This is a genomic window from Candidatus Thermoplasmatota archaeon, assembly GCA_030018475.1.
In the GTDB taxonomy this organism is placed as follows: domain Archaea; phylum Thermoplasmatota; class JASEFT01; order JASEFT01; family JASEFT01; genus JASEFT01.
The window spans coordinates 1-23,448 of record JASEFT010000016.1; the positions used below are offsets into that span (position 1 = coordinate 1).

A 23,448-nucleotide genomic window follows, 5' to 3' on the forward strand; every position below is an offset into this window, starting at 1 on the left:
CAAGGAACACCCTGGCGTGCACTAAGCCAGAGGGAGATGGAGAACGCAAAACAAATTGCAAGCCGACACTTAGAGAAAGTCACTTTCTCTCACTATCAATCAGCAGAGGATTATAAGAGGATGGTAAAGAAAAACCCAATATATCAAAGCATAAGAGTGGCGTAAAATGGAGAATAGCGGTGTCGATGTTTTGCACTCCAAAAAACGCTTGCGCTGGTTAGTAATATTTATTTGTTTGATACTTGGATTTATTGTAACAATCATTATCGCTCTTACACTTGGACCCGTAAATATTCCAACGAGTACAGTGTTTAAAATATTATTCCAATTTCCTCAATTTTGGCCAGATAGTTATGGCATCTCCATACATTCTTGGCATATCTTCGGGAGCGGCATTCGGTGCATCACTGGCTATCGTTTTGGGAACCGGTGTTTTCGCTATTCCTTTCATGGCATTTAGCTTTGCACTCATAACCATATTTGTGGTATACAATATCGCAAGGGTAAAAGGAAGGGTTCCTATGGAAACTCTCCTACTTGCAGGTATTGCTATTGGTACATTTTTTGCTGCTCAGGTATCTTTTATGCAATATATTGCCGGTGAAGAACTCCGTAGCATAGTTTTCTGGTTGATGGGCGGATTTTGGGCGAGCAGCTGGGATAAGGTTGCCATTGCATTCCCGTTAATTCTTCTTGGAGTTGTGGTTATAATGTTTTTCAGTCGTGACCTAAACCTCATGCTGATGGGTGAGGAACATGCTTTAGATTTAGGTATAAAAGTTGAGTCTGTTAAAAAGATAATTTTGATTTTTGCATCTTTAGTAACGGCTGCTGCCGTAGCGGTGAGCGGCATCATTGGTTTTGTAGGTCTCATAATTCCTCACATTATGAGGATTATTGTGGGGCCAGACCATCGCATTTTACTGCCTTCATCGTGTTTAGTGGGGGCAATCTTCCTAATATGGGCGGACACATTAGCAAGAACGATGATTCAGCCAACAGAACTCCCGGTAGGAATAATTACGGCTTCCTTTGGAGCGCCATTTTTCCTATATCTATTACGAAAACGAAAAAGAGTTACGGGGTGGTAAAATGAAACTTAATATTAAAGGTATTACCTTTTATTACGACAGCATCAAGGCATTAGAGAATATTACCTTTGAAGTCAACGAAGGAGAGGTTTTAGGCGTGATCGGTCCTAACGGCTCGGGAAAGACTACACTACTCAGATGTATCAATAGGGCATTAAAATATAAAATAGGAAGCATTCTCATTGATAAAGAAGATGTATTAGAGTTAGACAGAAAAGAAATCGCTAAAAATATAGGTGTTGTCCCGCAGAACTCCACGATACATTTTCCTTTTACCGTTTTCGATATAGTTTTAATGGGCAGAACGCCCCACCTAGGCAGATTAGATAGAGAGACATCAAAAGATATAAAGATTGCAAAAAATGCTATGGAAATTACGAATACTCAGCATCTTGCTGATAGGCTGATAGATGAAGTTAGTGGCGGAGAGAAACAGCGCGTAATCATTGCAAGGGCTTTAACACAAGAACCAAAAATACTATTGCTGGATGAACCCACATTGCATCTGGATATAAATCATCAACTGGAAGTGTTGGAATTGGTCAAAAAGTTAGCCAGAAAAAATAAATTGATAGTTGTTTTGGTTTCCCATGATCTTAACTTAGCAAGTAGATATTGCGATAGACTTATGCTCCTTAACGCGGGAAAAATATATTCGATAGGTAAACCTCAAGAGGTTCTCACAAAAGAGAATATAAAAGAGGTATACAAAATCGAAATAGAAGTCAACTATAACAAAAAAATAAAATCCTTTAATATCGTTCCAATTTCTGCAATAGATAATAAATCATAACCATTTAGATAGCAAACGCACACCCTTTTAAACCACCAAATGCTCTTCTTCAATAATTGCGTATAACGTTCGGGGGATATAAGCGCGTTTGCCCCCATATAGAGATACCCCATATTTTTAGGTAGACCGAAATTTATATACGCCCGTATCGCATTATGGCTTTTAGGTAAACCTAAAAAGTGATCAAAAATGGAAATCACGCTGTTAGATATCAAGCCTGAACAGAGAGCTAAAATTTTGAGATTAGAAGGCGGCTATGGAGCGCAAAGAAAACTCAGAACTTTAGGAATTCGTGAAGGGAAGCTTGTGAAGTTAGTTACACGCCACCCGATAGGCGGGCCTCTTGTCATTGAAATTGATGAAAGGGCTATCATTACTATTGGCAGAGGTATGGCATCCAAAATTATCGTAGAGGTGATGAAATGAAAAAAATTCTATTAATGGGCAATCCTAATGTAGGAAAAAGTGTTATTTTCTCAAGACTTACTGGTGCTAATGTCATTATTTCTAATTATCCAGGCACAACTGTAGATTTTTCTAAAGGTATGATGCGCTTTGAAGGCGAACGTGTAGAAGTTATAGATGTACCTGGATGTTTTTCACTTAAGCCTACAACCAAAGCTGAAGAAGTGGCTGTAAAAATGTACAATGAAGGGGATTTAGTAATAAATATTATAGATGCAACGAACCTTGAAAGAAGTTTGTTTCTTACTTTAGAATTGCTTGAAGGTAGCTTACCAGTGGTAATAGCTTTAAACTTATGGGATGAGGCTAAACACATTGGTATAAATATTGATGCAAATAAACTGGAAAAGTTGCTTGGTGTGCCTGTAGTACCGACTGTGGGTATAACTGGCGAAGGAATCAAAGAACTGGTTTCAAGACTATCTGAAGCAAAATCCTCGATGATAAAGCCTACAAGCGATGAAGGAAGATGGATTGAAATAGGTTATATAGTGAAAGAAGTTGAAAAGGTAGAGCATAGACATCATACCCTTGCAGAAAAACTCTCTGACATAAGTATTAAGCCCCGCACAGGAATACCGCTTGCTTTCTTAATAATCTTTATTTCTTTTTGGATAGTTAGGTTTATTGGTGAGAATTTGATAACTTATGTTTTCGACCCTATATTTGAGCTTCACAAACCTGTAGCTATGCAGCTCAGCGACTGGCTTGGCGGGAGTGGATTATTGCACGATGTGCTCATAGGCAAACTAATTGACGGCGAAATCGAGTATGTTGAGTCTATGGGCCTTTTGACTACAGGCTTGTTTGTGCCGTTTGGGATGGTATTACCTTATATCATTGCGTTTTATCTAATGCTTGGGATACTAGAGGATACAGGCTATCTACCTCGATTAGCCACTCTCACAGATAATGTATTCCATAAGTTAGGCATGCACGGCTACGGAATTGTGCCTGTATTCTTAGGATTAGGCTGCAATGTTCCTGGAGCATTATCTGCAAGAGTACTGGAAACTAGGAAACAGCGCTTTATCGCTGCTACTCTCATGGGAATCGCAGTCCCTTGTATGGCGCAAATAGCGATGGTATTTGGAATACTCGGAAGCTACGGACTGCAGTATATTATCATAGTATTCTCAACGCTTATCATAATTTATATAATGGGTGGCTTAATAATAAATAAATTTGTTAAAGGAGAGAGTCCGGAGATATTTGTAGATATTCCGCCCTATAGAGTGCCGAATGTGAAAGCTGTAGCTAAAAAACTTTGGATGCGAGTAAGATGGTTCCTAACAAGTGCAATTCCTTGGCTATTCTTAGGAGTTGTTCTAGTTAACGTATTATACGTCATAGGTTTTCTTGGGTGGCTAGGCAGTATATTCGCACCTGTAATTGAAGGGGTGTTAGGTCTGCCGAAGGAAGCTAGTGTTGCACTCTTAATAGGATTTTTAAGAAAAGATTTAGCTGTAGGCATGTTATTACCGCTTGAAATGGCTCCAATGCAGCTTGTAATTGCATCAACAATACTAACAATATACTTCCCATGCGTAGCTACTTTCGTAATTTTGATAAACGAATTAGGTCTGAAGGATATGCTAAAATCTACTGGTATAATGATTGTAACTGCCTTAATAGTAGGTGGGGTTATGCGATTGATTTTAATTGGGATATGAGGTAGTAGAAATGAAACGAAAAACTACTGAAGAATATATAGAGACCATATATGTCCTTGAGAAAAGAGATGGTTACGCAAAGACAAGTGAAATATCTTTGAAAATGGGTATAAGACCTCCCTCAGTAACAGAGATATTACAAAAACTCCAAAAAGAAGGCTATGTGAAATACAAACCTTACAAAGGTGTTAAGCTCACTAATTCTGGAAAGAAAATCGCTCGGAAACTGATGAAAACGCATAAAGTCATCGCAGATTTCTTAGAAATAATCGGGATTGAAAGAGAATTGGCAGAAGTCGATGCTTGTCAAATTGAGCATCAGGTTAGCCCAAAAACAATGGCGAGATTAAGAAAATTCGTAGAATTTATAATCAATGCGCCCCGCAAGCCAAAGTGGATTGAACACTTTCATCATTATATCAAGACTGGGGAGAGAAAAAAGTGCAATTATTATGATAATAAAGAATAAATTCCAGCGAACAATAGAAAAAGGCAAACGCACACCACTTTTTTAGACCATCAAATGCTCTCCTTCAATGATCGGGTATAACTCTTCTATAGCTATTCATGCCCAGCTCTGTAATGGCATTTCGTAGTTGCGAGTGATTTTTGCTGTAAAACAAATGGCTACTACATTTACAATCGGTAGCGCCAAAATATTTTATTGCGTCAAAATGTTCCTTTAGCTTCTTAGCAAATTTGCATTCTTCTCGTTTAGAGCTTTGTTTATAAAAAATATCCCTGATAACTGCTTTTCTTAGTAAATAATCAATATGCCAGTGTATTCTTTTGTTATCTTTTAGATGTCTATTTATTCTCTCCTCTAAGCCATTTAATGCTGAGCCCACATATGCATAATAACCTTTATTAAAACTTATCAGTCCTAGTTTTCCAACTTTTAGTTTTGAATCTTTATCTAATTGTACAAGCAAGATATAATAGCCTTTCATTTCTTGCCTATATCTCTCCAAATTTTGTTATAATAGTATCGCGAGTAAATCGCACCCAGCGGATTATGCGCTAGTACTCTATCTTTTACTGCTAATGTCGTAACTGGCGCTTGAGAATATTTTGTAAAAAGTATATCATGGCCGATGCATAATCCAAGAATAATATTCAAATCCGTTTTCTTTTTATTCAGAATCACTGCTTGGCCTATAGGATTGCACATCGCTTCCAGTTTAACATTATCGTGAACTTTATCTAACTTAAAATCTGTTTTATAAGGGTGTTGGAAAATTATCCCTGAGAGCATATCCTTCCTTTTAAATTTTTAAGTTGGCTGTGCTATTACCCGTTTGGGATGGGCTATGACATTAGCTACAACCTTTAGGAAGTTAGATCTCTCAGAGATAAAATGGGTATTGCATTCTAAATATAAATACAAGCAGGGTAAACCTGGAAGACTAGGCTATTTATTGTTTTGGTTATTAGTAAGTAAGCTCTATGTAAATTTTTACAGTTTCATTGACAGTTTATGTACATTTTTTAGACAGTTTTTAATCACTTTAGTTTACAGCTCTTTACACTTTCACTCAAAACACTTAACACTTGCGTTAGCTGTATAACAAAATGGTCGTGGATATACTTAATAGTTATGCTCATCACCACAGTAAGGACAACAACACTACAAGCAACATTTCTAAAAATACCCGAGACAGCTAATATAAACCCACCGCTGAAAAAGAATAATTGGATTACAACGACTGCAACACCAAATGAAACAGATAGAGAGATTATAAAGGGGATAAAAAAATAAAAGAGAAAGAGAGTAGAGATGCTTCACGTCGGTCGTCGGAAGGTACAAAAAGTGCCCAAATGGGCTTTGGAAATTTTGCTATCTGGCTAAGGTATTTTAATGGGCTCATCCGGATTTGAACCGGAGACCTTCGCCTTTTTGAGAATTTTTTCTTTTTTCTTTTCTCTTTCCCTGAAGGCTTTCTCTTTTCTTTTCCTAAAAGAAAAGAGAAAGGCTTCTTTCCCTTTTCTTTCTTTCCCTGAAGGGTTTCTTTCTTTTTCTAAAAGAAAGAAAGGCTTCTTTCCTGGATTTTTCCCTCTTTCCCTTTTCTTTTCTCTTTCCCTGAAGGATTTCTCTTTTCTTTTCCTAAAAGAAAAGAGAAAGGCTTCTATGCGTCAATATATCCAAGCTCTATGTTGTAAACAGATTCTTGCGCTGTTGTGTCCCAAGGATTAACATATAGATTTATTTCCTCGTACCACAGCACTGCTGTAGCCGTAGAGCTCCCTGAACCGTCAGGGTCTACGTTAGGCGTTGTTGTAGTGCAGTTGTTAAGATAAACCCAGAGATTGTTTACTATATCTGCATTCCACGGTCTATCTCTTAACCCAACTGCCACGACAGTATCGTTATCGCCATCGCCATCCAAATCGCCAATGCAAATATCTGTGATTTGCGGCGGATAAGCTGCACTGAACGTTCTACTACTAATCTGGTCGCTCAAACCGGTTGCTTTTATTCTTATAGGCGCATCCAAAGTACCTGTAGTGTTCTGCCTTATCTGCCACAGCTGAGGTCTGTCATTTGCATTTTTCATTACAGTGCCTACAGTTATATCTGCAAGTCCATCGCCGTTCATATCGCCTATAGCTACCGCACTTATAGATCTATCAATTGTCTTTCCACTGCCTATGTACGCGTAGGTCTCTTTAGTCCATGCCCCAGTAGTTGCTTCTGAATACACATTAGGCAAGCCAGGATTTCTATAAATGAACATATTGTCGCCGTTCGTTCTTACAATATCTAAATCACTATCACCAGCTCCTTCAAAATAACCCAGCTCGAGCAGATGGCGCGCCTTAGGGGGCGTTTCAATTGTATCGCCAAGCGGTACTTTTCTTAGCCAGCACTCTGGAGTGACCTTTCTACTTAACGGGTTTGCATAATTATTAAAGAAGATATAGGTCTTTCCTCCTCTATCAGCTGCGCAAATATCAGGTCTTCCATTATTATCAATATCGCCTATCTCTATTTCATCTACAATCGCAGTAGTAGGCGCAGTAGACGCAATAACGTCAATCCACAGATAGTCAAAATAGACATTTCTTGTTGCAGGTACTGTTGTTTCTATGTACATATGATCTACGTACAATACATCCTGCTCTTCTGTAGAATTATCCTCTGAACTCCTGTTTGTGTCAATCACTTTGATGTATACTTGATCTAGCCCTGCAAGCACTTTTTCAGGGAACACATAAGTCTGATAGCTGTCTGTATCTATAGTGTTATTTACAGTTAACATATACGTCCAGTTGACATAATCTATAGAGTAGTAAAATGTAAAATTATCAGGCGCTGCTGTCTGCGAGCAATAAGCTTCCAGCATAAATTTCCATGCGTAGCCCCCGGCAGAAAGTGTAATGTTCCAGATATGCTCAAGACCGTTAATACTTTTAATTCCGATACCAGGAATACTAAAACTAAAATCGTAATTGTTTAAAGTTTGACCTTGATATGCTGGGTTATTATTAGCTCCTACGTATCGATATGCTTTACCGTCCTGATAAGGCCCGTTAGGAGCTTGCTGTCCATAGCCCCACCAAACCGCAGGTTCCGCACCTGAAAACGGAATCGTAGAATCTGGTATAGAGCGCAAACGCAGATAATAAGTTGTATTTGCATTTAATGGTACTGGCGTCGGAAAATTAAAAGCAATCCAATCGTAAGAATTTGGTAAGGCTGTGGAGTTAACTACACTACTGTTACCAAGTACTGTACCCACAGTGCTTTCACCTCGTATCTGTAAATATATATTGCTTGGAGTTGCAGTAGCTTTCTTTAAATATAGATACACGAGCGATACAGTAATGTTCTCAGCACCTGTAGTAAAGCTCTGTGCAGGGTCGCCATAGCCATCATTTGAAGGAAAGTTAATTAAGTCGCTGTCTGTATCGCCTAGAACATATCCCAGACCAGTGCCGGTAGTTTCAGCTATGATTTCGTATACATTATCGCTATTATGAGTCTGTAAGTAATTGTTCGTCCTGTTGCCCCAGAGAGTATTCTCAGAAGTTACATAATTTATATACAGTATGTAATCATTATTTTCAAATGAAACGTTAAGGTCTGCAATTTCGTCAAATGTATCTACGCCTTGCTCGAATAAATCAAAACCTATAGTAATTTCATTTTGGGTATCGTACGGCATAATTGTAGTATTGCTTAAAGGAGTACCCTCCAGCGCCCATGTAATGTTTTTATTGCCCTGGTAGCCAGAATCTGTTTTGTACTGCACCCAGAGCACAACGCCTGTAATAGTTCCGCTCATTTCACTGGTATTCCATCTAGTAAAGTATAGAACTCTGTTTCCACTCACGTTGTAATATAATTCGTCATTTAGCTGTGCGTGAGTTAAATCAGCGCCTGTATCATCTTGAGGACCTTTCTCAGTAGGTCTCGCCAGTCCGCCGGTCATAGGCTGTAATAAAATATCGGTCCAATTGCCATCGTTAAGATAGATATGTATTCCCGTGCTCGCTCTGCCTGCAGAATCTTTCATACCGGCTATAATTTCCATATCGCCATCGTAGTCCAAATCAGCAAGCGCTAAAGATTCAACTTTGTACTGTAATTTGCTAGGTCCGTAAGCTGTGTTGATAAAATGGGGTAGCCATGTTTTGCCGTCAGGCTCTATATTCTCAAACCAAGCTAAATTTGCATCTCTATCATCTTCCAATCCTACTACAATATCGGTATCGCCGTCGCCGTCAACATCGCCTACCGCAAGAGCTTTAGGAGCTTCTATACCGCTCGCCATATCAATTACTGTGGTTCTATCGTAGCACATATCGCTATCATACCAGTAAACGCCGCTTTCGCCTGAAACCAAAGATGTAGAGCCTACGGTCGCTACAATGTCTATACTACTTGCGCGCCCTTTTATTTTTACCATTGTAGCTAGGATGTTATATTTTTCACTGTAGTCCCCAGTATCTGTATAATCTTCGAAATATCTGAGCAGCAATATATATGAATTAGTACCTTTCAGCCAGTTACGATGATTTGGATGAGTTAGATCTATACTGACGGTATAAAACTTATCGCCATCTGCTCTGCCTGCCCATGATAAACCTGAAACGTTGCTATCGTAGAAAAGTGCGCTTAAAGGCGGCGCATCAGTAACAGGCGGTGTAGGAAGCTTCCTCTTAATGTACCAAGTAGCTTTTAGATTGTCTATTTCAATATCGCCTATATCAACAAGTGCTATCGGGGAAAGGTCTTTCGTGATTACTTTCACGTACATCTTCTCTCTGTAACTAAATTCCGTAGATACAGTATCGGGCACGCCATCGCCGTTCGTGTCCTTACAAGGAACTAACTTAGGATAATTAGGCACGCTACCATCGGCATTGCGCACATAAATTGTGTCCCAAGTAATGAAAGAATTACCCGCGGTGTCTTTTATAGCACAATAGACTGAATATTGCCCTGCTGTTGTAGGCGCTGTAAAATTGTACTCATAAAAATAGAATTTAGGGTCTGGCGATACTAACTTGTAAAAAGCAGGCTCGTTTAAGTTAGGGTCTAAAGCCTCGTATTCCCTAGTTTGAGGCTCTACCTTTTGGAATGCTGAATCGTATAAAATACAAGTATTCCTGAGATTGGTATTTCTAATTGTAAGGCTAGCCACTTGTATATAGACAGTTTCATTCTGCCAAAATATCCTAGTACCTACTCTCGTTGCTCTACCTGTTTCGTTATAGATATCGTAAGCAGTCAATCCCTCATCGTCTTCCATTATCCAGTCAAAATAGGCATAAATATCTTCTGGCGAAGGTACTACAGTAATTTTCACCCAGGCATAAGCTTTGTTATCAGCGCTGTCTGTAACGTTGACCTTGCATAAATATTCGCCTGGAGATGTTGTAGTTGTAATTGTTTTAGGGCTACTCTGGAAAATGTTATCAGTACCGCTCATTGGAACTGACTCATCAAGTCCTACTGAGGATAGATTTACACAGCAGCTCACAACATCGTTGTCAGGGTCTATCACATAAGCTTCTATAATAAAGTTTGTCTTTCCATCTGCAGGCACAACACTAGGTTTGGCAACTGCAAATGCAATTATAGGAACATTAACTCCGTAAACGCCTCTTAAAATCTCACGATAAATAATAGCATTAGCTGCAACTACAGTTACGCTTACCGTAGAGCTCGGAGTAATCGTAGCTATCTGCTTAGACCATGTTTCTCCTATACTGAATTCAGTTCCCACATTACCTTCTGAAATTTCATATTTAGTCGTGGTACCGTCAACTTCAACCGCTACGAAAGCGTTATTCTCTTTTAGGATTTCGCCGCCACGATGAGTTATGTTAACAAACTTGCCATCCAGACTAGCTTTCAAATCTGCGTGTATTCTTTCAGTAGGTGGAGGATAAGCAAGAATCCATGCTATAACTACAGAGAACATTGTGACAGTAATGAGTAGTATGAGTACTGAGCCTACAACCTCGCTAACACCCAACAGACCGATATTCTTGCCTCTAGAGCGCATGGTTATAGTTAAGATTCTAGCTATATTTAGAGTTTTTGCTAGCCTCATTTCCACCACCGTGTTAAAGTTTAGCACTGCTACAATATAAATTTTGTGGGACAGTAAGTGAAGAACTGATATTTTTTTATTATTGTAAATCAATACAGAGACGGGAATGAGAGAGCGGATTCTGGAGCTTCTCACAAGCCACGGTATTCTTATAGAGCCTCAAGCTATGGAATATTTACTTGCTAAAGAAGAGCCGTTAGAGCACATTAAAAAAGTTCTTACTTCTTTGCAAGAATATCCTCTAATAATTAATTTAGAGATCCTTAAAAACTTAGAGGGTGTAGAGGAGCCTAAGAGAAGCTATGCGGAAGTTAAAAATTTCATTAAAGAAGGGTTTGCAGAGCCCGAGCTCCGAATATTGCAAGAAATAAAAAAATCAAGTTCTAGTGGCACTTTAGAAAATTTCGCAAAATATTTCGGTAGCAGGTATGAGCAACTCAAAAAAATGATGAAGGTGCGAAGAGAGCTTTTCGGAGCAAGCAATATTGCAGAACTTAAAAGCTCAAATGCCACACTGAAATTAATTGCTATGGTTAAAGATGTTAGAGTTAGCAAAGAAGCTCATAAACTTTTAGAGCTTGAAGATACTACGGGCGCTACTACAGCACTTATTCCTAACAACTCTAAACTTATAAAAGAGGCAATAATGAGGGACGAAGTCATTGGCATTGTTGGGAGGCGCAGTCAGAGAAGTAATTTAGTTATAGTAGAGGATATCATAAGACCTGAATTTCAAGTCAGACCTATTGCTTTTGCACAGCGAAATTTCTATGCAGCATTTATTTCTGATTTGCATTTAGGCAGCAAAACGTTTCTTCACAACGCATGGGAAAAATTTATCGCATGGCTTAGAAGCGAGAACGAGTTAGCTAGGAAGCTACGCTATCTTGTAATCTCAGGCGATTGTGTAGACGGCGTTGGTGTCTATCCCAAGCAAGAGAAAGACCTTGAGCTGAAAGATATATTTAAGCAATATCAAGAGCTTGCTAGAAAAATTTCTCAACTGCCTAACTATATTAAAATAATTATTTTACCTGGCAATCACGATGCAGTTAGACAGGCAGAGCCTCAGCCACCTCTACATAAAGAGCTAACGAAGTATTTTCCGGAAAACGTTATTTTTACAAGCAATCCTTGCTATTTCAGTATGAACGGTATCGAGGTTCTGGCTTATCATGGTAAAAGCATGGACGATTTCGTTACTACAATACCCAACGCAAGCTATACTACACCTATTATGATAATGAAGGAGATGCTAAAAAGGCGCCACCTAGCTGTTGTTTATGGCGCTCGTACACCACTCGCGCCTGAAGAACATGACTGGCTCGTAATTAATAAAATACCTCATATTTTTGTTACAGGCCATGTGCATAGAGCGCAAGTTGAGCTTTATAAAAATATTGTATTGATAAACTCTTCTACGTGGCAGAGCCAGACAAGTTATCAAGCAATGCAAGGCTTTTTACCGCAGCCAGCGAAAGTAGCTTTCGTAAATCTTCATACTTTAGAGTATACAATAGTTGATTTCAGCTAGCTTTCTTTTTGGACTTAGAAATAGCCTCTTCAAGACTCATTTCACCTTTAGCAACTTTATCGGCAAGCTTGCGTGAGATAGTTAAAATACCTGTTGCAGTTCTTGCTTTACTTTGAATTTCTTTTAATTCTCCTAAAGTAGGTTTGAGCTTTGGAAATGAATAGTCTTTAGGTATTGCCTTACCAAGTCTCATAGAAATTTCTATAGCTGCTCTAATATCCCTATCGAAACCTCTTTTTGTTGTACTAGTCTCATCCACGAGCTCAATTGGAATTTTCAAATTTAAAATTTTATTGATAATTCGGTTGCGTAAAAGTCTCGCTCCATACCCTATCCTAATTAGTTTTCTATTTGCAGGATATTCTTGAGCTATTTTCTTTACAATTTTTGCTACATCTTCAGGAGCTTGCGCTTGAGCTACTTTAACTTTTTTTTCATTAGCTATAGCTGCAATACCAGGCTTTTCACCTGGATCTATACCTATCACAAGGGAATCGTAGTACTTTAAATCAATTAATTTTCCGCACGCTTTCTCTACAGTACTTTCTAAATCATTGCCCGCAATCACTTTGTTTTTGAATTTTATTAGCTTAGATTCTTGCCTTGATGTGATAACAACCCCTATTCTTGAAGGTATCTTTTTACCGAACTCTAGACTTTCAAAGCTCAAATTTTTCTGCTTGAGAGCTTTGATAAGCTCGTAATAAAGTGGAAATTTTTTTGTTAGTATTCCTATAACTTTCACGTTTAAATAGTAATGGCACTAAAGGGAAATAAAGGTTTCAAGACGTGCAAAATGATAACCCTATAGAATATTATTCATATTCAAAGCCTTTTACAAAAATATTTATTAGTTTGGGACTATTACTAAGAAAAGATGAAAGCTTTAGTTAAATTAGCGCCTATAGCTGGTGGTACAAAACTCAAATTGGTAGCAGTTCCAGAAGTTGGTTACAATGAAGTGCTAATAAAGACCAAGCTAGTATCTATTTGCGGGACTGACTTGCATATTTACAATTGGGATTCTTGGGCTCAGCAACATATAAAAATTCCTAGAATTTACGGACACGAATTTGCAGGTATTGTTACAGAGCTTGGTGAAGGAGTAACGAATTTAAGAAAAGGCGACTATGTCTCAGGTGAAGGTCATTTAGCATGTGGCGAATGCTACCAGTGCAAGACAGGCTCAGCGCATATTTGCATAAATGTTAAAGGTTTAGGCATTGATACTGACGGAGCTTTTGCAGAATATTTGAAATTACCTTCAGCAAATGTATGGAAGAATGCCAAAGGACTCAAGCTAGAAATTGCTTCTGTACAAGACCCTTTAGGTAACGCAGTTCATACCGTATTCTCAGTAGATGTAGTAGGAAAAGATGTTGCTATCTTCGGCTGCGGGCCTACAGGATTAATGGCTGTAGCGGTATGCAAGTTTATAGGCGCTAGCAAAGTATATGCAGTAGGCAGAAAGAATATTTATCGTTTAGAATTAGCTAAAAAATTAGGCGCCGATATGATACTGAAGTCTGAAGATGCGATTAAAAGTATTCTTAAAGACACGGATGGCAAAGGAGTAGACGTAGCTTTAGAAATGGCTGGAAGTAGCGAGGCTTTAAATCAAGCCTTAAAAGTAGTTAGAGCTGGAGGGCAAGTAGCAATTTTAGGGCTCTATCAGAAGCCTGTAGAGCTCGATGTCTCTAACGATGTAGTTCTAAAATGTATTAAGCTCCAAGGAATCTATGGGCGTTTGATGTACGATACATGGTATAGAATGAAAGGCTTGCTTCAAGCAGGTTTGAATATAAAGCCCATTATCACTCATAAATTTAACTTTGAAGATTTTGAAGATGCTTTTAAGTTAGCTAACTCAGGCAATTGTGGAAAAGTAATTTTAGAACTAAAGTAGTGGGGTATAAAAAATGAAGTCTCAAACTGCCTTCCTAAAAGAGGAATATGAAGAGCTTGTGAGGAAAGACTGGGATTGGAAACTTCTAACTTTAGAGAGTGCCAGTGATGCTAGAACTGTAATTAATGGCAAAGAAGTGGTAATGCTCTGCTCTAATAACTACTTAGGACTTTGCAACAATCCCAAACTAAAGGAAGCTGCTATTAAAGCAACTGAAAAATACGGCGTAGGTAGCGGTGCAGTGCGCCCTATCGCAGGAACAATGACTTTGCATTCAGAGCTAGAAGATAAAATTGCTGAGTTTAAGCGTACAGAGGCTGCCCTTTACTACCAGTCTGGCTTTGTAGCTAATTCGGGATTAATACCGCAACTCGTAGATAAAGGTGATATCATAATAAGCGACGAGCTAAATCACGGGAGTATCATTGATGGAGTAAGGCTAAGCAGAGCTGAAAGAATGGTGTATCCTCATAAAGATATGGCTGGCTTGGAAAAATGCTTAAAAGAATCTCAAGATAAACATAGAAGAATACTAGTTATTTCAGATGGCGTTTTCAGTATGGACGGCGATATTGCGCCTTTACCTGAAATTGTAAAGCTTGCTGAAAAATACCACGCTATAAGTTATATAGACGATGCCCATGGCGATGGCGTATTGGGCGAAAACGGTAGAGGAATCAGCGCCCATTTCCATTTAGAAGGTAAAGTAGACGTAGAAATGGGTACATTTTCAAAAGCATTCGGAACTGTAGGAGGTTATATAGCTGGGAGTAAGGATTTAAGAAACTTTGCACTTAACAAATCCAGGACTTGGTTACTCTCAGGCTCTATGCCACCAGGAGTTGTTGCCTCTTCTATCAGAGCTTTAGAAATTATAGAAGAAGAGCCTGAACGCATTAGAAAACTCTGGGAAAATACTAGATATTTTAAAAAAGAGCTTCAAGCTCTAGGATTAGATACAGGCATTAGTGAAACGCCTATCACGCCTGTAATTGTAGGTGAGAGCAAATTAGCAAAGGAATTGAGTAAGTTATTATTTGAAAACGGTGTCTACGGCTATCCAATAGTATTCCCAATGGTTGCAAGGGACAAAGCAAGAATAAGGACTATAGTTACTGCTGCGCATACCAAAGAAGATTTAAATTTTGCATTAAATGCTTTTGAGAAATGCTGTAAAGAGCTAAAGATTATATGAAGTACGACAATTCTAAATGCATGCACTGCGCAGGCTGCGCTGCGGTATGCCCTTCAAATGCAATTACTGCGTACGAGACTTTCATAACTATAGCAGAAGAGCTTTGTAACAAATGTGAAGCCTGTGTAAAAATATGTCCAGTAGGAGCTCTAAGTTTGTGAGTAATTCTTGCGATATTGCTGTTATAGGTGGAGGCGTTAGCGGCGCAGCAGCTGCTTTAGAAGCTTCTAAGTATGCAAGAGTTACAGTTATTGAGAGGAAGCCTGAGTTAGGCAGCCCTGTAAAATGCGGTGAGTGCGTTAGCGAAAAAGTACTTGAAAAATACGAGTTGGAAAGCTCTAATTTGAGAAAACTAAACAAAATAAAATTTTTCGTAGGATCCAAAGAGTTTGTTTTTTCATTACCAGCTAATTTTTGCGTAGTTGACAAATCAGAGCTCCAGAAAATAATTATCAAAAGAGCTTTAAAATCGGACAACTGTAGTTTAATTTTGGGTAAGCTCGTTGACGGGCTAGCAGAAGATGGAATTAAAATACAAGGTAAAAAAATCAAATCTAAGATTATTATTGCATGCGATGGTATAGAATCTAAAATTGCAAAATGCGCAGGTATTGATACAAGAATAAGTTCTGAGGACGTTGGTGCGTGCATCCAATATTTAGCGGTAACTGAGCAAGAACATGATTCTCTTGAAGTATATTTTGATAACTATCCGGGCTATGCATGGCTCTTCCCTAAAACTAATGATATTGCAAATGTTGGGGTAGGAGTTTTAGGCAATTGTCCTAAAGTAAAAGAAACTGCAGAAAATTTTATAGCTAAAAGATTCGGCAATTTAAGAGCGCTAAAAGTAACAACAGGCGCTGTTCCTGTAGCACTGCCAAAAGAGGTTTATAAAAACAATATTTTACTTGCTGGCGATGCAGCTAGATTGGTTAATCCGCTTAGCGGTGCAGGTATACAGAATGCATTGCTTTCAGGCAAACTTGCAGGCGCTATAGCAGGTAGATGCATTTCAGAAGATTTACCTTTAGAATATTTGAAAAATTACGAGTTAATATGTAAGAGCAAAATCTATCCCAGACTAAAGTTAGGCTATAAACTAAGAAAATTTATTGCTAGTAAACCTTTGAAATTAGCTAGAATTTTTGCACTTGCCAAATTTCTGCCTAAACTATGGCTGAAAATATTTATCGATACAATCTATTACAAAGATATTAATGAAAGAAATCCTTCAGGGAAAGAAAACTGAATGGAAAGAGGGAAAACCTAGGAAACTACGGGTGTCTTCTCTTATGAAACTCAAATATATAGGTGAGCGCAAACTCGTAAAGAGCATTTCTGAAGTAACGAATACTGATATTAGTGACGATTGCGCTTTTATAGAGTTTGGTAGGAATTATATTGTAGTTACAACAGATCTGATAAATGAAAAAACGCATATTCCTAAAGGCTCTACACCTTATCAGATAGGCTGGCATTTAGTTGCAATAAATTTAAGTGACTTAGCTGCTAAAGGAGCTAAGCCTGTAGGGTTATTAACAGCGATTGGCATACCAAAAGATTACGAATTAAATTTTTTAAAAAGCCTCGTAAAAGGTATGATAGCATGTGCTAGAAAATTTAATACAGAAATAATCGGTGGCGATACTAAAGAAAACGATATTCTTACAATTTGCGGTACAGCTGTTGGAATTGTGAAAAAGGAAGAGGCAATGCCCCGTAAAGGTGCGCGTGTTGGCGATATTGTCTGCGTTACAGGTAAACTTGGAAGAGCAGGTATAGCACTTTATAAATCAATCCCATCTAAAGTGCTTGCCTTCAATCCCAGACTGAAAGAAGGCTTAGCGCTTGCGAAAACTGGAGCTGTAACTTCATGTATGGATATTTCAGATGGATTAGCTACGTCACTTTATCAGCTTAGCGAACTTAATAAGGTAGGTTTCGAGCTTTATTACGATAAAATACCTATCGTTAAGAGCGCAAAAAGATTAGCTATTGAGGAGTTTGCTCTTTATAGCGGTGGCGACTACGAGCTGCTAGCTACTTTAAAGAAGCAAAAGCTTAGAGTTGCTGTAGAAGCTGTAAAGAAAGTTGGTGGAACACTAACGCCAATTGGAGCAGTCACAAAAGATAAAGAGATTGTTTTAGTGAAAGGAGCTCTTAAAGTAGCTATAGAAAATAGAGGTTACGAGCATTTCGTTTAATGTTTTTTCCGTAGAATTCCTAGCGCAATTACAATCCCTGTTACAGGCGGAATTATGAAAAGAAGGCAGTAAATTAATAAGTCTATAGCAAAAGGAGCTTCTTTTTTAGGCAGAATAGTAATATAAAAATATTTAACTGCGGTTGGATAGCCTTCTTTAAAAACTGTAACTTTAATTGTAGAAATTTTTTTAGAGCTGGTTTCAGGCGCGGTAAAGATTATTTTAACAGTCCCATTTTCATCTGTTTTAGCTTGCGCAGGCTCTACAGCGCCATAATCTGAAGAAACATTAACTGTAGCATTCGGTGCAGGAGCTATGTAATCTGATACTAGCAATATAAAAGTTGATGTTCTCTTACTTTCTAATTCAGAAGGCGCTTTAAGTTCAGGTATTAAAACTCTAGGATAGATATATACTGTAAACATTAGCTTATTGTCTGCGTATACGCTATCAGGCTTTGAAACAGTAATTTTAATCTGAGAGGTAATATTCTGCTCGGTTTCAGGCGCGTAAAATATACTAGTGAACTTACCATCTCTATCACTTTTGCCAGAATTTTTTGATAAAGTGCCTAACTCTGAAGAAATTGTAATATCAGCATCAGCTATAGTGCTATCATAATGGAAAGTGCGAATTTCTAAAGGTACTTGCGCACCTGAAAGAACTTTAGATCTAGCAGTGGCTTCTATCCCTATTACAGGTCGCCATAGCCTAACTGCGCCACCATGATCGCAAGAAGCTATTTTATTGCTCTGATGCCATCTAATATCGTAAACATAGTCGCTAGACGTTAATGGTACTGGCAGCCTACTTAGGCACTTGTTTTTACTAGCACTCCATATTTTAAGCTCTGAGTCTGTGCCTGATGCTAGTTTATCGCTATCCTGCCACCAATCGAGTGCGAGAACACCTCTGCTAAGAGGTCCCAACGAAGTTATAAAATTAAGTTGCGAATCGTACACTCTTATACTTGAATAGGTGCCGCCTGCAATTTTACTGCCATCCGGAGACCATGCACAAGAATAGAAGAAACTGTCAGGATAAAATATATAGTAGAGTAGCTCTTCTGTTTCTACATTCCATACCCTTAGAGTTCTATCGTCAGACGCTGAGACTAGCAGTGTACCGTTCGGCGCCCAAGAAGCTTCCCTCACTATCTCAAAATGACCTTTTAGTTCGCATTTTAAAGTACCGTCAGGATACCATACCCTTAAACCTACTGGACGCCCGTGTGTGGGTCTCCCATCCTGAGAAGCTGAGGCTATATACTTGCAGTCCGGTGACCATGCAACGTCGTTTACCCAACCCCAGTTACTGCCCTGCCATTGATTGATTAAATTGCCATACGCACTCCAGACTTTAATCATAGAATCGCCATGGCCTGAAACAATTCTAGTACCATCCGGAGACCAGTCTAGAGAATACACAGCGCTACCTGCATCTATTCTTTTAAGCATTTTTCCTGTTTCAACGCTCCAGATTATTATTGTTGTATCGGTGGAGCCTGACGCAATTTTACTGCCGTCCGGAGACCAGGCAACTGCTCTAACGGTACTGGTATGACCGTAAAGCTCTCTTTCAGGTGAGGTATATGCAATATCCCAAATTTTAACTTTACAAATGTCAGAGCCTGAAGCGAAATGCTCTCCATCTATTGAAAAATCAACTGTCTTTACCATACCATCATCTACGAAATTTTTCAATACTTCTTTTTTAGCAACATCCCAGAGCTTTATAGTCTTATCGTCTGAGCAAGATAGGACACGCTTGCTATCTTTAGACCAGAGTGCTTTATTAACTTTAGCCTCATGAGACTTTAGAGTTGCTACAAGCTCGTAAGTATTACCGTCCCAGATTTTGATTGTGTTATCTTGCCCTCCTGAGACAATAAAACCGTCAAAAGACCAATCTATACATTCCACACCCTTCTCATGAGCCTCAATTTCGTGCAAGAGCTTGTTTGAACTCAATTCAAAAATTTGAATTACAGAGTCGTGAGCAGCATCTTCAGGATTGCCTACAGCACATGCTAGCTTCTCGCAATCAGGCGAAAATGCTAGAGCTGTGATTGCATCGTCAAAACCTTTAAGCTCTCTTAACAGCTCGCCAGTTTTATAGTTGAAAATCCTTACTATTCTTTCATATCTACCAGTACCAGTAGCTAAATATTGTTGGTTGCTCGAGAGTGCAATTGCTGTTATCGTTCCATAATGCTCCAGCGCTTTAAGCTCTTCGCCAGTCGCGACACTCCATATTTTTACAGTACCGTCGTCAGAGCCTGCAATAATTTTGCTACTATCTTGAGACCACACTACACATCTTACTCTATCTCTATGCCCTATAAGCTGGCGCTCCAATTCGTAAGTTGAGGTGCTTATAATAGAAATATCTGCAGTGTCGCCCCCGACAGCTAGTTTGCTGCCGTCCGGAGAATATGCTACCGCTCTTACTTTGCCGAATCCTGCAGACCATAGCTCTCCCCACTCGCCTTTGGTAAATTTTGTTAGCTCTTCGGTTCTCTGAGAGCTTGCAATATTGCTAGAAATAATTAACACAGCAGCAATTAAAAAAGCAGTACTTAAAGTGAGCAGCTTCTTCATCTCGTTTCTCATTATAACTCTGGCAATATATAAATCTCACGAAAGAAATATATATCCCTAAACATTTAACAAATAGCAGTGATTGCAAAAATGATAAAAAGTTTGAAACTGCTTCCATTGATAGGAATTGTATTGATAGCAATAGTTGTGTTCTCTAGCATGCCGGTGCAAGCTCAGTACATCCCTAGAAACAAGTTCACTTTCGAAGAGTATTCTAAATGGGTAGAATCCGAGCCAGGCACGAGTAGGACAGTAACTTTTAATGGTACTATGGAGAGCTCTTGCGAAACTACCTATACAATAGAGCTCTGCATAGAGAGTGCAATTCCGCCGGGCTGGACTGTTGCAATCTCACCAGCGATGGTAAAGCATACTGCTGGCGAGCATACAGATGATATAAACGTAGTTGTAATGGCGCCTCCAGAAGCTACTCATGCACAACCTTTAACAATTAAAATTCAATCTTATAATAGCAGGATAGATGTGGGTTTGAAATACTATGGTGCAAGCACCGTTTTGTCAGTTAGCGTCAAGCCTTACTACAGATTGGCTGTTGAATGCCCAGCGCCCTATCAGGAGGTTGCGCCCGGCAAAGAGGTAGCTTTTGGATTGAAGATAAAGAATCTAGGTAATACGCACGACTATTTTAAATTTGAGATTCTAAACAGGGATGAACTTATAGGTTGGGTGCTACCTGCAGAAATTTCTAAAATTAGCGTAGCTGAAAAGAGCAGTGGCAATTTCACTATTAAGCTTTTAGCTCCTAGAGATTGGACAATATGGGAAGATGAGATTGTGAGAGTAGATATAAAGGTAATATCTGAGACTTCAGAGGGTTCAGAAAAGGTTGTCTCGGAACAGTTTTATCTTTACATAAGGCAGCGCGGTACCTATATACCAGGCTTTGATGCCGCGCTTGTTATTATAGCTCTTACGGTAGTGGCAATACTGGCAAAGAAGAAATTATTTATGAAATGAGACTAAGATTATTAGTTATTTTGGCAATTGTAGCACTGTCGTTTTTACTTATCAGCCCTTTACTATCCAGGCATGGTAGCGCGCAGTTTGAAGGTACTGTTGAGGGCAATTTAGAGTTTGAGTCCGATCAGCTATGGATAGACGTCTCGCCCAGTGGAAACTGCACCGCAATATTCTCAGGATATTTCAATTACACATGCGGATACTTGATGCTTGTCTATTTTAATGTGAAGCTTGACGGTGAAGATACTTATGAGTGGAGTGTCGCTATAAGTCCTTCAAGATTCACAGCGCTTGCAGGCACTCATAAATTGCCTGTTCATGTTCATGTGCATGTACCACCAAGGACGAAAGAGAGCACTGTAGGTAAAATAACTGTAATTGTAGATGTTATACCTTTGGGTAGATTAGAGCCAGAGTTCAAACTAAAATATCAGCTTACAGTAGCAATCAAGCCTTACTATAAATCGGCTATAATTTGCTCAAAGCCTTATTCAGAATTACCGCCAGGTAAAGAGCATTATTTTAATATCCAGATAACTAATTTAGGCAATGGAATAGATGTTTTTACTGTTGGTGTTACAAATCAAAATGAATTTGAAGAGCTCGGCTGGTTTGTAGATAAAAGTTCTTCTTCTGTTCAGCTACCTAGTGGCGCTACAGGCAGTGTATCGATAAAAGTAGTACCTTTGCGCGAATGGAGTTTATGGAAAGATAATATTATGAAATTAGATTTAAAAGTAGTCTCTCTTATATCTCAAGAAGAAGTTTACGATACCCTTTCTGTTTTTATAAGGCAGCGTGGTACTTACATACCAGGCTTTGAATCAACGCTTGCAATTATTTGTTTAGCGCTGGTTGCTGTAATGTTAAAGAGGTCAAAAAAATGAAAAAAATAAAATTAATAGCAATAGTTGTAGTGGCAATAGTGATTATTGCAATTGGTGCAACTCTAGTTTGGTATTCTATACTTCGTGGTAAAAAAGCTGAACTCACAGGTATAGTGGTATACGCAAGGCTAGAAGCAAATGGTTTAAATCTAACAATTCAAGCACTGCCCCCAGAGTATTCTGGCGAAGCTAAATTCAAAATCAGTTATGACGGGGCTGTGACATACCCCGAAAGCGCTTTACAGCTCAAAACTAATTTGCTAATACCTTATAACGAGTTTGTAATAGAAAATGGTAACTATACGATAGATGCGACTTTTGATAATAAAACTGCAAGTAAAAGTTTCGAAATAGTAGGAGTTGTGGAAAATATAGACGTGTTCATACCTGCTGCGCCTTCAGGTGTATTTTATGACCCTGCAGAACGCAAGCCTAAATTCAAGATTCAAGTCTGGCCTTCTACAATACCTTTCGCTCTAACCACTGTTAACGTAACTATATGGAAGCTGGAGCTGCAAAATAGCGATATAATAAGCGAAGAGCTGTTTGCGAATAAATCACTTAGATATTACCCAGCGAGAGGAATATATGAGGAAGACATAGCCTATACTAGGAGCGGATATTACAAAATCTATGCAGAACTTAGGAATTATGTAAAGCCTGCCTCTCAGCACCTCGAATGCAGAAAATACATGCTCAACGAAACCAAAGGCTATGCTAATCTTATAAATCTCAAGCCTGTTATTATAGAAGCGCCAGTAGATACTACGATCTACAATTACACACTCCGTGCAATGAATGATACTGTGCCTGGAGGGCACGAGAGCGATGGCTACGCTAGGTTTGTGCATAAAGATTTAGCTTGGGGTAAATCTTATGAAATAACTTATCTAGCGAAAGATTACGATGGAATAACTCAAGATACCTATTCTGTAACCTGGGATTTCGGCTGGAATAAGACAACAAACAATGCAACCTCAGGGAGAAACGATACTGGTAGTGGACGTGAGGTCTGGTATCAATACCCTGAAGGGACAGGCACTTACACGGCAAGTTTATATATTTACGATGAATATCATGTAGAGAAAAGAGAGTGTAAAATAACAGTCGTTGCGGGTGGAAGGCCTTGAGTAAATGTACACTTACCAATACTACTACATCCCCACAAAAAAATTCACCCCCCGCGAAGTTGCTCATCTTTTAATTTCTTTGCTAGTTCTTACACTTGCGTTTTCATTAGCACTCTCAAATTTTTTCTATAGTCGCAATATGGTAGTACTTAGCTCGATTTTTCCTATTGCGCTCCTAGCTGTAGCTACAGGATTCTTGCTCCACGAGTTAATGCATAAATTAGTAGCTCAAAAATACGGCTGCTGGGCAGAATATAGAGCTTTTCCTTTTGGCTTAGTACTTGCTTTGCTTATGTCAGCTGCTGGCTTTGTATTTGCTGCCCCCGGCGCTGTCTATATAATGGGCTCTATAACAAAAAAAGAAAACGGTAAAATATCGCTTGCAGGACCTTTAATCAATATAGTTATTGGCGCTGTATGCTT

20 protein-coding genes and 1 pseudogene are annotated in these 23,448 nt (G+C 38.8%); 16 read left to right on the forward strand and 5 right to left on the reverse strand.

Features of this window, described 5'->3' with window-relative positions:
* Nucleotides 1–353: 353 nt before the first annotated feature.
* From QMD21_03330 to QMD21_03350, 5 genes are all read left to right on the forward strand, one after another.
* Nucleotides 354–1,091 (forward strand): iron chelate uptake ABC transporter family permease subunit, encoded by a 738-nt coding sequence (locus tag QMD21_03330; protein ID MDI6855802.1) that lies wholly within the window; start codon nucleotides 354–356, stop codon nucleotides 1,089–1,091.
* Nucleotide 1,092: 1 nt separating this feature from the next.
* Nucleotides 1,093–1,884, forward strand: a complete 792-nt coding sequence (locus QMD21_03335) for an ABC transporter ATP-binding protein (GenBank protein ID MDI6855803.1) — start codon at nucleotides 1,093–1,095, stop codon at nucleotides 1,882–1,884.
* 189 nt (nucleotides 1,885–2,073) lie between these two features.
* Complete coding sequence (locus QMD21_03340) at nucleotides 2,074–2,310, forward strand: FeoA family protein (protein MDI6855804.1); 237 nt, start codon at nucleotides 2,074–2,076, stop codon at nucleotides 2,308–2,310.
* A complete protein-coding gene (locus QMD21_03345) occupies nucleotides 2,307–4,022 on the forward strand; it encodes a ferrous iron transporter B (GenBank protein MDI6855805.1) in 1,716 nt (571 codons plus the stop codon). The genes QMD21_03340 and QMD21_03345 overlap by 4 nt, the downstream gene beginning before the upstream one ends.
* Nucleotides 4,023–4,032: 10 nt before the next feature.
* Nucleotides 4,033–4,491 (forward strand): metal-dependent transcriptional regulator, encoded by a 459-nt coding sequence (locus QMD21_03350; protein MDI6855806.1) that lies wholly within the window; start codon nucleotides 4,033–4,035, stop codon nucleotides 4,489–4,491.
* Nucleotides 4,492–4,555: 64 nt separating this feature from the next.
* Here QMD21_03350 and QMD21_03355 read toward each other — a convergent pair whose 3' ends face one another.
* Both QMD21_03355 and QMD21_03360 read right to left on the reverse strand, forming a co-directional pair.
* Entirely contained in the window at nucleotides 4,556–4,972 is a 417-nt protein-coding gene (locus tag QMD21_03355) for a GIY-YIG nuclease family protein (protein MDI6855807.1), read from the reverse strand.
* A pseudogene (locus QMD21_03360) lies at nucleotides 4,969–5,235 on the reverse strand (DUF1847 domain-containing protein). Before QMD21_03360 ends, QMD21_03355 begins: the two are co-directional and overlap by 4 nt.
* A 384-nt stretch (nucleotides 5,236–5,619) precedes the next feature.
* Between QMD21_03360 and QMD21_03365 the strand changes: the two are divergent.
* Complete coding sequence (locus QMD21_03365; protein ID MDI6855808.1) at nucleotides 5,620–5,781, forward strand: hypothetical protein; 162 nt, start codon at nucleotides 5,620–5,622, stop codon at nucleotides 5,779–5,781.
* Between the two features lie 367 nt (nucleotides 5,782–6,148).
* Here QMD21_03365 and QMD21_03370 read toward each other — a convergent pair whose 3' ends face one another.
* Complete coding sequence (locus QMD21_03370; protein ID MDI6855809.1) at nucleotides 6,149–10,585, reverse strand: FG-GAP-like repeat-containing protein; 4,437 nt, start codon at nucleotides 10,583–10,585, stop codon at nucleotides 6,149–6,151.
* Between the two features lie 106 nt (nucleotides 10,586–10,691).
* On the opposite strand from QMD21_03370, the gene QMD21_03375 reads away from it, so the two are divergent.
* Complete coding sequence (locus QMD21_03375) at nucleotides 10,692–12,119, forward strand: DNA-directed DNA polymerase II small subunit (protein MDI6855810.1); 1,428 nt, start codon at nucleotides 10,692–10,694, stop codon at nucleotides 12,117–12,119.
* On the opposite strand, the gene QMD21_03380 is transcribed toward QMD21_03375, so the two are convergent.
* Nucleotides 12,112–12,864 carry a hypothetical protein gene (locus tag QMD21_03380; GenBank protein MDI6855811.1) on the reverse strand — a complete coding sequence of 251 codons (753 nt, stop codon included), beginning with the start codon at nucleotides 12,862–12,864 and terminating at the stop codon, nucleotides 12,112–12,114. The two genes, QMD21_03375 and QMD21_03380, sit on opposite strands and share 8 nt — an antisense overlap.
* A gap of 132 nt (nucleotides 12,865–12,996) precedes the next feature.
* Here QMD21_03380 and tdh point away from each other — a divergent pair, with 132 nt between their 5' ends.
* From tdh to thiL, 5 genes are read left to right on the forward strand one after another with little or no spacing between them, the layout of a single operon-like run.
* Nucleotides 12,997–14,025 (forward strand): L-threonine 3-dehydrogenase, encoded by a 1,029-nt coding sequence (gene tdh / locus QMD21_03385; GenBank protein MDI6855812.1) that lies wholly within the window; start codon nucleotides 12,997–12,999, stop codon nucleotides 14,023–14,025.
* Nucleotides 14,026–14,038: 13 nt separating this feature from the next.
* The gene (locus tag QMD21_03390) at nucleotides 14,039–15,220 is read left to right on the forward strand and encodes a glycine C-acetyltransferase (GenBank protein ID MDI6855813.1); all 1,182 of its coding nucleotides are present in this window, start codon (nucleotides 14,039–14,041) and stop codon (nucleotides 15,218–15,220) included.
* Nucleotides 15,217–15,381, forward strand: coding sequence for a 4Fe-4S binding protein (locus tag QMD21_03395; protein MDI6855814.1), 165 nt, complete (start codon nucleotides 15,217–15,219; stop codon nucleotides 15,379–15,381). The genes QMD21_03390 and QMD21_03395 overlap by 4 nt, the downstream gene beginning before the upstream one ends.
* Nucleotides 15,378–16,472, forward strand: coding sequence for an NAD(P)/FAD-dependent oxidoreductase (locus QMD21_03400; GenBank protein ID MDI6855815.1), 1,095 nt, complete (start codon nucleotides 15,378–15,380; stop codon nucleotides 16,470–16,472). Before QMD21_03395 ends, QMD21_03400 begins: the two co-directional genes overlap by 4 nt.
* A gap of 43 nt (nucleotides 16,473–16,515) precedes the next feature.
* Entirely contained in the window at nucleotides 16,516–17,427 is a 912-nt protein-coding gene (thiL, locus tag QMD21_03405; protein MDI6855816.1) for a thiamine-phosphate kinase, read from the forward strand.
* Here the strand turns inward: thiL and QMD21_03410 are convergent.
* On the reverse strand, nucleotides 17,424–20,039 hold the full coding sequence (locus tag QMD21_03410; protein MDI6855817.1) for a hypothetical protein: 2,616 nt from the start codon (nucleotides 20,037–20,039) through the stop codon (nucleotides 17,424–17,426). The genes thiL and QMD21_03410 overlap by 4 nt on opposite strands.
* A gap of 66 nt (nucleotides 20,040–20,105) precedes the next feature.
* Between QMD21_03410 and QMD21_03415 the strand changes: the two genes are divergently transcribed.
* The 4 genes from QMD21_03415 to QMD21_03430 form a co-directional block, all read left to right on the forward strand.
* Nucleotides 20,106–21,005, forward strand: a complete 900-nt coding sequence (locus QMD21_03415) for a hypothetical protein (protein MDI6855818.1) — start codon at nucleotides 20,106–20,108, stop codon at nucleotides 21,003–21,005.
* Nucleotides 21,002–21,895 (forward strand): hypothetical protein, encoded by an 894-nt coding sequence (locus QMD21_03420; protein ID MDI6855819.1) that lies wholly within the window; start codon nucleotides 21,002–21,004, stop codon nucleotides 21,893–21,895. The genes QMD21_03415 and QMD21_03420 overlap by 4 nt, the downstream gene beginning before the upstream one ends.
* The gene (locus tag QMD21_03425; GenBank protein ID MDI6855820.1) at nucleotides 21,892–23,025 is read left to right on the forward strand and encodes a hypothetical protein; all 1,134 of its coding nucleotides are present in this window, start codon (nucleotides 21,892–21,894) and stop codon (nucleotides 23,023–23,025) included. The genes QMD21_03420 and QMD21_03425 overlap by 4 nt, the downstream gene beginning before the upstream one ends.
* A 139-nt stretch (nucleotides 23,026–23,164) precedes the next feature.
* Nucleotides 23,165–23,448, forward strand: a 284-nt coding sequence (locus tag QMD21_03430; GenBank protein ID MDI6855821.1) for a site-2 protease family protein, incomplete at its 3' end; no start/stop codon positions are given.

What these genes read in the sequence shown, in the direction of transcription:
- QMD21_03330 (MDI6855802.1), top strand. Translation starts at nt 354, where the DNA reads ATGGCATCTCCATACATTCTTGGCATATCTTCGGGAGCGGCATTCGGT.
- QMD21_03335 (MDI6855803.1), top strand. Translation starts at nt 1,093, where the DNA reads ATGAAACTTAATATTAAAGGTATTACCTTTTATTACGACAGCATCAAG.
- QMD21_03340 (MDI6855804.1), top strand. Translation starts at nt 2,074, where the DNA reads ATGGAAATCACGCTGTTAGATATCAAGCCTGAACAGAGAGCTAAAATT.
- QMD21_03345 (MDI6855805.1), top strand. Translation starts at nt 2,307, where the DNA reads ATGAAAAAAATTCTATTAATGGGCAATCCTAATGTAGGAAAAAGTGTT.
- QMD21_03350 (MDI6855806.1), top strand. Translation starts at nt 4,033, where the DNA reads ATGAAACGAAAAACTACTGAAGAATATATAGAGACCATATATGTCCTT.
- QMD21_03355 (MDI6855807.1), bottom strand. Translation starts at nt 4,972, where the DNA reads ATGAAAGGCTATTATATCTTGCTTGTACAATTAGATAAAGATTCAAAA.
- QMD21_03365 (MDI6855808.1), top strand. Translation starts at nt 5,620, where the DNA reads ATGCTCATCACCACAGTAAGGACAACAACACTACAAGCAACATTTCTA.
- QMD21_03370 (MDI6855809.1), bottom strand. Translation starts at nt 10,585, where the DNA reads ATGAGGCTAGCAAAAACTCTAAATATAGCTAGAATCTTAACTATAACC.
- QMD21_03375 (MDI6855810.1), top strand. Translation starts at nt 10,692, where the DNA reads ATGAGAGAGCGGATTCTGGAGCTTCTCACAAGCCACGGTATTCTTATA.
- tdh (MDI6855812.1), top strand. Translation starts at nt 12,997, where the DNA reads ATGAAAGCTTTAGTTAAATTAGCGCCTATAGCTGGTGGTACAAAACTC.
- QMD21_03390 (MDI6855813.1), top strand. Translation starts at nt 14,039, where the DNA reads ATGAAGTCTCAAACTGCCTTCCTAAAAGAGGAATATGAAGAGCTTGTG.
- QMD21_03395 (MDI6855814.1), top strand. Translation starts at nt 15,217, where the DNA reads ATGAAGTACGACAATTCTAAATGCATGCACTGCGCAGGCTGCGCTGCG.
- thiL (MDI6855816.1), top strand. Translation starts at nt 16,516, where the DNA reads ATGAAACTCAAATATATAGGTGAGCGCAAACTCGTAAAGAGCATTTCT.
- QMD21_03410 (MDI6855817.1), bottom strand. Translation starts at nt 20,039, where the DNA reads ATGAGAAACGAGATGAAGAAGCTGCTCACTTTAAGTACTGCTTTTTTA.
- QMD21_03420 (MDI6855819.1), top strand. Translation starts at nt 21,002, where the DNA reads ATGAGACTAAGATTATTAGTTATTTTGGCAATTGTAGCACTGTCGTTT.
- QMD21_03425 (MDI6855820.1), top strand. Translation starts at nt 21,892, where the DNA reads ATGAAAAAAATAAAATTAATAGCAATAGTTGTAGTGGCAATAGTGATT.